Annotated in this window: 6 protein-coding genes and 1 pseudogene; 2 read left to right on the top strand and 5 right to left on the bottom strand. The window is 69.4% G+C overall.

Annotated features, from left to right (window positions below; all coding sequences use genetic code 11):
- Positions 1-73: 73 nt before the first annotated feature.
- The 3 genes and pseudogenes from ADL29_RS28290 to ADL29_RS45555 form a co-directional block, all read right to left on the bottom strand.
- Entirely contained in the window at positions 74-916 is an 843-nt protein-coding gene (locus ADL29_RS28290) for a patatin-like phospholipase family protein (protein WP_053926404.1), read from the bottom strand.
- A gap of 302 nt (positions 917-1,218) precedes the next feature.
- On the bottom strand, positions 1,219-2,391 hold the full coding sequence (gene tuf, locus ADL29_RS28285) for an elongation factor Tu (RefSeq protein ID WP_053926403.1): 1,173 nt from the start codon (positions 2,389-2,391) through the stop codon (positions 1,219-1,221).
- A 417-nt stretch (positions 2,392-2,808) separates the two neighbouring features.
- Positions 2,809-2,928: pseudogene (locus ADL29_RS45555) on the bottom strand (DNA alkylation repair protein); the annotation flags it as partial.
- Positions 2,929-3,088: 160 nt separating this feature from the next.
- Between ADL29_RS45555 and ADL29_RS28280 the strand changes: the two are divergent.
- On the top strand, positions 3,089-3,961 hold the full coding sequence (locus tag ADL29_RS28280; protein WP_053926402.1) for an undecaprenyl-diphosphate phosphatase: 873 nt from the start codon (positions 3,089-3,091) through the stop codon (positions 3,959-3,961).
- Positions 3,962-4,235: 274 nt separating this feature from the next.
- Here the strand turns inward: ADL29_RS28280 and ADL29_RS28275 are convergent, their stop codons facing one another.
- Positions 4,236-4,520, bottom strand: coding sequence for a hypothetical protein (locus ADL29_RS28275; protein ID WP_053926401.1), 285 nt, complete (start codon positions 4,518-4,520; stop codon positions 4,236-4,238).
- Positions 4,521-4,945: 425 nt separating this feature from the next.
- On the bottom strand, positions 4,946-5,428 hold the full coding sequence (locus ADL29_RS28270) for a MarR family winged helix-turn-helix transcriptional regulator (protein WP_053926400.1): 483 nt from the start codon (positions 5,426-5,428) through the stop codon (positions 4,946-4,948).
- A 113-nt stretch (positions 5,429-5,541) separates the two neighbouring features.
- On the opposite strand from ADL29_RS28270, the gene ADL29_RS28265 reads away from it, so the two are divergent.
- On the top strand, positions 5,542-6,282 hold the full coding sequence (locus tag ADL29_RS28265) for a dienelactone hydrolase family protein (protein ID WP_053926399.1): 741 nt from the start codon (positions 5,542-5,544) through the stop codon (positions 6,280-6,282).
- Positions 6,283-6,502: the final 220 nt, after the last annotated feature.

Below are 6,502 nucleotides of genomic sequence, written 5' to 3'. Positions count from 1 at the left end.
GGGGGGGGGGGGTGCGGGACAGGGGTGGCCGGGCGGGCGGGACAGGAGAGGGCGGGGGCAGGGCAGGGCAGGGTCAGTCTGACCAGATGCGTCGGATGTCTTCGGCGTGGGTGGTCGACTGGCGGCGGCCCGCGCGGGCCGCCGCTGCGCGCTTGGTGGGGTCCAGGACGTTGCGGCCGAACGCCTCCCTGGCCGCCCGGTCGGGCGTGATCACACAGACCGTGGCCCCCTGGCGGGCCAGCCGCTCGCCCTGCGTACGCGGTGCCGCGATCGGCCCGCCGCCGGCCGCCATCGGTGCGATCACCACGACACGGCCGTATCCGGCGGCCAGATCGGCATTGGCGCTGGAGTGCACCCCGCCGTCGATCCATCGCTTGCCGTCGATCGCGACCGGCGGAAAAACGCCGGGGACCGCGCAGCTGGCCGTCACAGCATCGACCAGGGCCACACCGCTGGTGTCGTCGAAGGCGGTACGCTCCCCCGTCGCCGAGTCGACAGCCGTGATCATCAGTCGCCGCGTGGGCCAGTCGGCGGCGCCCAGGGTCCGGGCGATCACCGCGCGCTGGTCCGCCCCCGGGCCCGTACGAGCTGCCAGCGCGAGCCGTCCCATCCGCGCGCCGAACGACACCGCATCCCGAGAGCTCAGCGCGATGGCGGCGAAGCGTGCCATCGCCGCCGGGCCCATCCGCGCGCCGGGCGGGCCCTGGGGTGCGGCCAGCTGGCGCTCGTACATCTCCTCCAGCGTGTGCCGCCCCGAGGTGACCTGCGCGCCGACGATCGATCCGGCGGAGGTGCCGATGACGAGATCGGCGCCGGTCAGGTCGATGCCGGCTGTCGCGAGGCCGGCAAGCAGGCCGATCTCCCAGCCGATTCCGGTAAGCCCACCACCCCCCAGGACCAGTGCGGTTTCTGCCATTGGGCTTTCCTCCCCGGCCAGCCGTGCCGGCCTGTTCCTGGCCTGTGGAGTGGCCTCTGTCGGTTGCGGCCGGTTGCGGGCTGCTCCCGGTGTGTTCCCTGCCTGTGCCGTGGTCTGTTCGCCAACCCGCGCCATGGCCCGTCTGCCCGCCAGACCGTCCGAGGACCCGAATCCGGAACCCGTGCCTCGCGCCCCCGCCCCGTGCCCGTACCCCACACCGTCCCCTACCACCCGCCGGCAGACCACGGCGCCCCGCACCAAGAAAGGTACGGGGCGCAGCCGTTACGCGGCCCTGCAGTGCCTCACTCCTGGACGGAGCGCACCGTGCCCGCGCCGACGGTCCGGCCGCCTTCGCGGATGGCGAAGCCGAGGCCGCGCTCCAGCGGTACCGCTCGGCCCAGTTCGACCGTCACCGTCACCGTCTCGCCGGGGCGCGCCACACCGCGTTCCCCGAGGTCGAGGTCGCCGACCACGTCCGCGGTACGGATGTAGAACTGCGGCCGGTAGCCCGTGGACAGAGGCGTACGGCGGCCGCCCTCCTCCGTCGACAGCACATAGACCTCGGCGGTGAACCGGCGTCGCGGGGTGACGCTGCCGGGCGCCGCGACCACGTGCCCGCGGCGCACCTGGTCCCGGTGCAGCCCGCGCAACAGCAGCGCGACGTTGTCTCCGGCCTCGGCCGACTCCATGGGCTTGCCGAAGGTCTCCAGTCCGGTGACGACGGTCTCGGTCTCCGCGCCGAGCACCTCCACCCGGTCGCCGATCCGCACGGTGCCGCGTTCGACGGCCCCGGTGACGACCGTGCCGCGCCCGGTGATGGTCAGGACGTTCTCCACGGGCAGGAGGAACGGCGCATCGACATACCGCTCGGGCATGGGGACGTAGGTGTCCACGGCGTCCAGCAGTGCCTCGATCGCCTCCGTCCAGCGCGGGTCGCCTTCCAGGGCGCGCAGCCCCGAGACCCGTACGACGGGTACGTGGTCCCCGTCGTAGCCGTGCGTGCTCAGCAGTTCGCGTACCTCCAGCTCGACCAGGTCGGTGAGCTCGGGGTCGCCGGCGTCCGCCTTGTTGAGGGCGACGACGATGTACCGTACGCCGACCTGTTTGGCGAGCAGCACATGCTCGGCGGTCTGCGGCATGATGCCGTCGAGCGCGGAGACGACGAGGATCGCGCCGTCGAGCTGGGCCGCGCCGGTGACCATGTTCTTGATGAAGTCGGCGTGGCCGGGCATGTCGACGTGGGCGTAGTGCCGGGTGTCGGTCTCGTACTCGACGTGCGAGATGTTGATGGTGATGCCGCGCGCGGCCTCCTCCGGGGCCCGGTCGATCCGGTCGAACGGTACGAAGGTGCCGCTCCCCCGGTCGCTGAGCACCTTGGTGATGGCGGCGGTGAGGGTGGTCTTGCCGTGGTCGACGTGGCCCATGGTGCCGATGTTCAGGTGCGGCTTGGTGCGTACGTATGCCGTCTTGGGCATGGTGTTCTTCCTCGCAACGATGCGGTGAGAACGGCGGTTTGGCGCCGTGGGGACCCCTGAGCCACTCCGACCCTCCCCCTGTGGGGTCCGCCGGACGATCCGGAGAGGGTCAGCTTCGTGCGCCGTCAGTTGCTGCGGCGGGCGCGGTCGCCAGGGCGACGGCGGAGGCATCAACGGCAGCCTTCAGCGCGTCCGCGACTGCGGACGGCAGAGTGAGGAAGGCGTGCCGGAACATGCGTCATATGGTGCCGGGCGCCGGACGTGGCGTCGAATGATTTATGTGTGGGGGAAGGCTTTTCCGAGGCCCTTCCGAGGCCCTTCCGAAGTCCTTCCGAAGCCTTTCCGAAGTCCTTCCGAAGTCCTTCCGAGGCCTTTCCGATGACCTTGCCGGTGGACCGGGGATCTGCCGGCGGGGCGGCGAGCTGCGGCGCGGCCGACGGATTCGCGCACCGCGGCGGGATCCGTTGTCGCGTATTCGCGCAGCGCCCAGCCGATCGTCGTGCGGATGAAGAAGGCCTGATGTCCGGCGCGTCGCAGGCGGGTTGCCCGTGGGGTGTCCAGGGCCAGGGTTCTTGACGGCCCGGTCATCTGCGGGCGTTACGCTGCACCAGGCCGCCGGTGATCCGTGTGCGCGGCCACCGTCCCCCTTGTCCCGCGCGCCGACGAGCGCTTGATCACCCTTGGATATGTCGTTCCCATGACTTGGTTTGAATCATTCGTTCTCGGGCTCGTTCAAGGGTTGACGGAGTTTCTGCCTATCTCCTCAAGTGCGCATCTCCGCCTGACCGCGGCGTTCGCCGGCTGGCACGATCCCGGTGCGGCCTTCACCGCCATCACTCAGATCGGCACCGAAGCCGCCGTCATCATCTATTTCCGTAAGGACATCGCGCGGATCATCGCCACCTGGGCGCGCTCGCTGGTCAACCGGGAGCTGCGGCATGACCATGACGCCCAGATGGGCTGGCTGGTGATCGTCGGCTCCCTTCCGATCGGTGTGCTGGGCCTTACGCTCAAGGACGCCATCGAGGGGCCGTTCCGCGATCTGCGGCTGATCGCCACCACCCTGATCGTGATGGGTGTCGTCCTCGGCATCGCCGACCGTCTCGCCGCCCGCGACGAGACCGGCGGCCGGCATCGTGCCGCCAAGCAGCGCAAGGAGCTCGCCGATCTCACCGTCAAGGACGGTCTGCTGTACGGCGTCTGCCAGGCCATGGCCCTCATCCCTGGCGTCTCCCGCTCCGGAGCCACCATCAGCGGCGGCCTGCTGATGGGTTACACCCGCGAATCCGCCGCCCGCTATTCCTTCCTGCTGGCCATCCCGGCGGTGCTGGCCTCCGGCGTCTTCGAGCTCAAGGATGCGGGCGATGGGCATACGGCCTGGGGGCCCACCATCTTCGCGACGGTCATCGCCTTCGTCGTGGGCTATGCGGTGATCGCTTGGTTCATGAAGTTCATTTCGAACAAGTCCTTCATGCCGTTCGTCGTCTACCGGATCCTGCTGGGAATAGCCCTGTTCGCCCTGGTCGCGGCAGGTGTGCTGGCGCCGGATGCGGGTGAGACGGCGGGCTGAGAGCGGCGTCCTTGCTTCGACGTCGAACTACCTTGAGCTAACAGGTTTTCGCAGGTTCTCGCAGATCCTGGCACGTTGTAAGGGAGCGATTTCAGGCCGCCTCGGCCAGTCCTCGGCGTCGAGCGGGGCGCCGAAGCCGCCGCCCAGCGGGCGGACTCCGTGGTCGCCATGTCGCGTACCGGACTGCGATCAAGCTGAGGTGGCGCTTGAGCGCTGATCCGGCGGAGCGGGCGAGGGTGGCGGACTTGGCACCGCTGGTGACTGGCAGCCGTTGTCAGGCGGAAGCCACTACCTTCCCGGTCGTGACCTGGGGTGGGTTGGGGAGGAGTGAGGCGAGGTTGTCCCGCACGAACGCAGCAGCTTTGGTGATGGATTGCTCGGCGCCGGCTCGGTCTTGGAAGACGCTGGTGGAGATCATCACTCCGCCCCCGGCGTCGATCCAGTAGTAGGCGACGAATCCGGGGGCTTGGCGCATCAGGGGCACGAATCCTTCGCTGACCCGGCGTGCCGTCTCCACGGTGTCGGTGACTCCTTCGTATCGCCGGATGGCTGCGTACATGGTTGTTCTCCTCACGGGGGTTCCGGACGGTGCCTTGTGGGGATGCGGTACCCCTGCGGCGGCTGCTTGGTTTGTGAGCAGCCTGCCGATCACCTGAAGGGCAGCCCTCGGGTGATCCAAACGGGCGCGGTCGTTGTCCTGACGCGCAGTGCCGGCCCGGTTCCTGCGGGGGCAGAGGGGCTGGTGGTCCGAGGCCGGCTGCTGGACACCGGCGTCCTGCGACGCTGAGGACGTTTACCGGGGGCATCGACGTTGACGGAGCCGTCGTCAGGATGTGTGCGTCGAGGAGTCGGCGTACTGGTTCGAGGGCTGGGGGATGCTGGGTGGGGATTCCGTAGTACCCCGCGGACGCGGGCGGCACATCCCTCGTGGGCCTCGAGAGGCGCCTGCGGGCGCGGTGTCGCGGCAGATGCCGCTCCGCGGAGTCAGGACGCCCTGGTGTGATGGTCCAGCAAGCGGGTGAGCAACTGCACGAACTGGTCGCGTTCGGCCGGACTCAATGGGGCGAGCAGTTCGTCGTGGAGGTCGTCCAGGACCTTGTCGAGGCGGTGTAGGTGACGGCGGCCCTGGGTGGAGATCGTGATGATGTTGCGGCGCCGGTCGTCGGGATCCGGTGCCCGCTCGACGAGGTCACGCTCGGCCAGTTCGTTGAGCACGCCGACCATGTCGCTGCGGTAGATGCCGGTGCGCCCGCTCAGCGCCGCTTGGCTGCCCGGCCCGAAATCCTGCAGTGAGGCGAGCACGGCGTAGTGCCACTTGCGGGCGTCGACCCGGGCCAGCCCCTCGTTGATCAGCCGGTCCGACCGCGCGGTCAGCTGCGACAACTGTCGGCTCGCCCGTCGGCGCAGCCTGTCGGGCATCTTGGGCGCGTCGTCGTCGGGCAGGCCCGCGGCTTCGGCTCTGGTCATGGTGCCAACCCTACCCGTTGCGTTAGTGAGACTAACGATGTACGTTCGCTGGCGCCGAGAACGTTAGTGCAATAAACGTTACTTCGGCGAACTTCAAGGAAGGAAGAACCACTATTCCCACCAAGATCAAGTCGCTGCAGATTCCCACCACGGACGGCCAGGCCGACGCCTTCGCCGCCTTCCCCGACCACGGCGAGCGGCACCCAGGGGTGCTGATGTACGCGGACGGCTTCGGGATCCGGCCCGTGCTGCGGGAGATGGCCCGCGAACTGGCCGGGCACGGGTACTACGTACTCGTCCCCAACCTCTTCTACCGGCACGGCCCGGCACCGGTGATCGAACTTCCCGAGCACATCGGAGAAGAGGTCCGGCCCGCGGTCTTCGCCCAGCTGATGCCCTTGATCGAGGCGCACACCGCCGAACGTGTCCTGAGCGACGCCGACGCCTACCTCAGGTTCCTCACCACCCAGCCCGAGGTCGGCGCCGGACCGGTCGCGGTGACCGGCTACTGCATAGGCGGCCTGCTGGCGATGCGCACCGCCGCGGCCCACCCCGGCCAGGTGGCCGCCGTCGCCGGATTCCACGGTCCCGTGGGCGCCGACGGGCCCGACCTCTTCTCGAAGATCACCGCCCAGGTCCACCTCGGCCACGCCGAAACCGACCTCACGCCCGAGGCCCTCGGCGAGCTGAACCAGGCCCTGGATGCCGCAGGTGTCGACTACACCTCCGAGATCTACCCCGGCACCGTCCACGGCTTCACCATGTCCGACACCGACGCCTTCAACCCCTCCGCGCGGCAGCGTCACTGGGACCGCCTGCTCCCCCTGCTCGACCGCACCGTGGGCAACGGCTGAGGCTTCGGCTCGGAAGCCAACCGGAAGTACACGGCTCCGGAGTCCTTGGCTCGCACGCCGGCCGCAATTGAGCGGCAGGGACCTGGTGATCGTGGTCATGCGCTCCCTGCCGCCGCAGCCTGTTTCGTCGTGGTCGCGCAGCTGCCGCCCCTCGCCGGCGACCGACGATCTACACCCCGCTGAAGGGCAGATCAGGCACCATGCGGACTGTGTACGGCCG

Source organism: Streptomyces chattanoogensis, assembly GCF_001294335.1.
Taxonomy (GTDB): Bacteria; Actinomycetota; Actinomycetes; order Streptomycetales; family Streptomycetaceae; genus Streptomyces; species Streptomyces chattanoogensis.
This window is presented reverse-complemented; position numbering and strand designations above follow the sequence as displayed.

What these genes read in the sequence shown, in the direction of transcription:
- ADL29_RS28290 (WP_053926404.1), bottom strand. Translation starts at nt 916, where the DNA reads ATGGCAGAAACCGCACTGGTCCTGGGGGGTGGTGGGCTTACCGGAATC.
- tuf (WP_053926403.1), bottom strand. Translation starts at nt 2,391, where the DNA reads ATGCCCAAGACGGCATACGTACGCACCAAGCCGCACCTGAACATCGGC.
- ADL29_RS28280 (WP_053926402.1), top strand. Translation starts at nt 3,089, where the DNA reads ATGACTTGGTTTGAATCATTCGTTCTCGGGCTCGTTCAAGGGTTGACG.
- ADL29_RS28275 (WP_053926401.1), bottom strand. Translation starts at nt 4,520, where the DNA reads ATGTACGCAGCCATCCGGCGATACGAAGGAGTCACCGACACCGTGGAG.
- ADL29_RS28270 (WP_053926400.1), bottom strand. Translation starts at nt 5,428, where the DNA reads ATGACCAGAGCCGAAGCCGCGGGCCTGCCCGACGACGACGCGCCCAAG.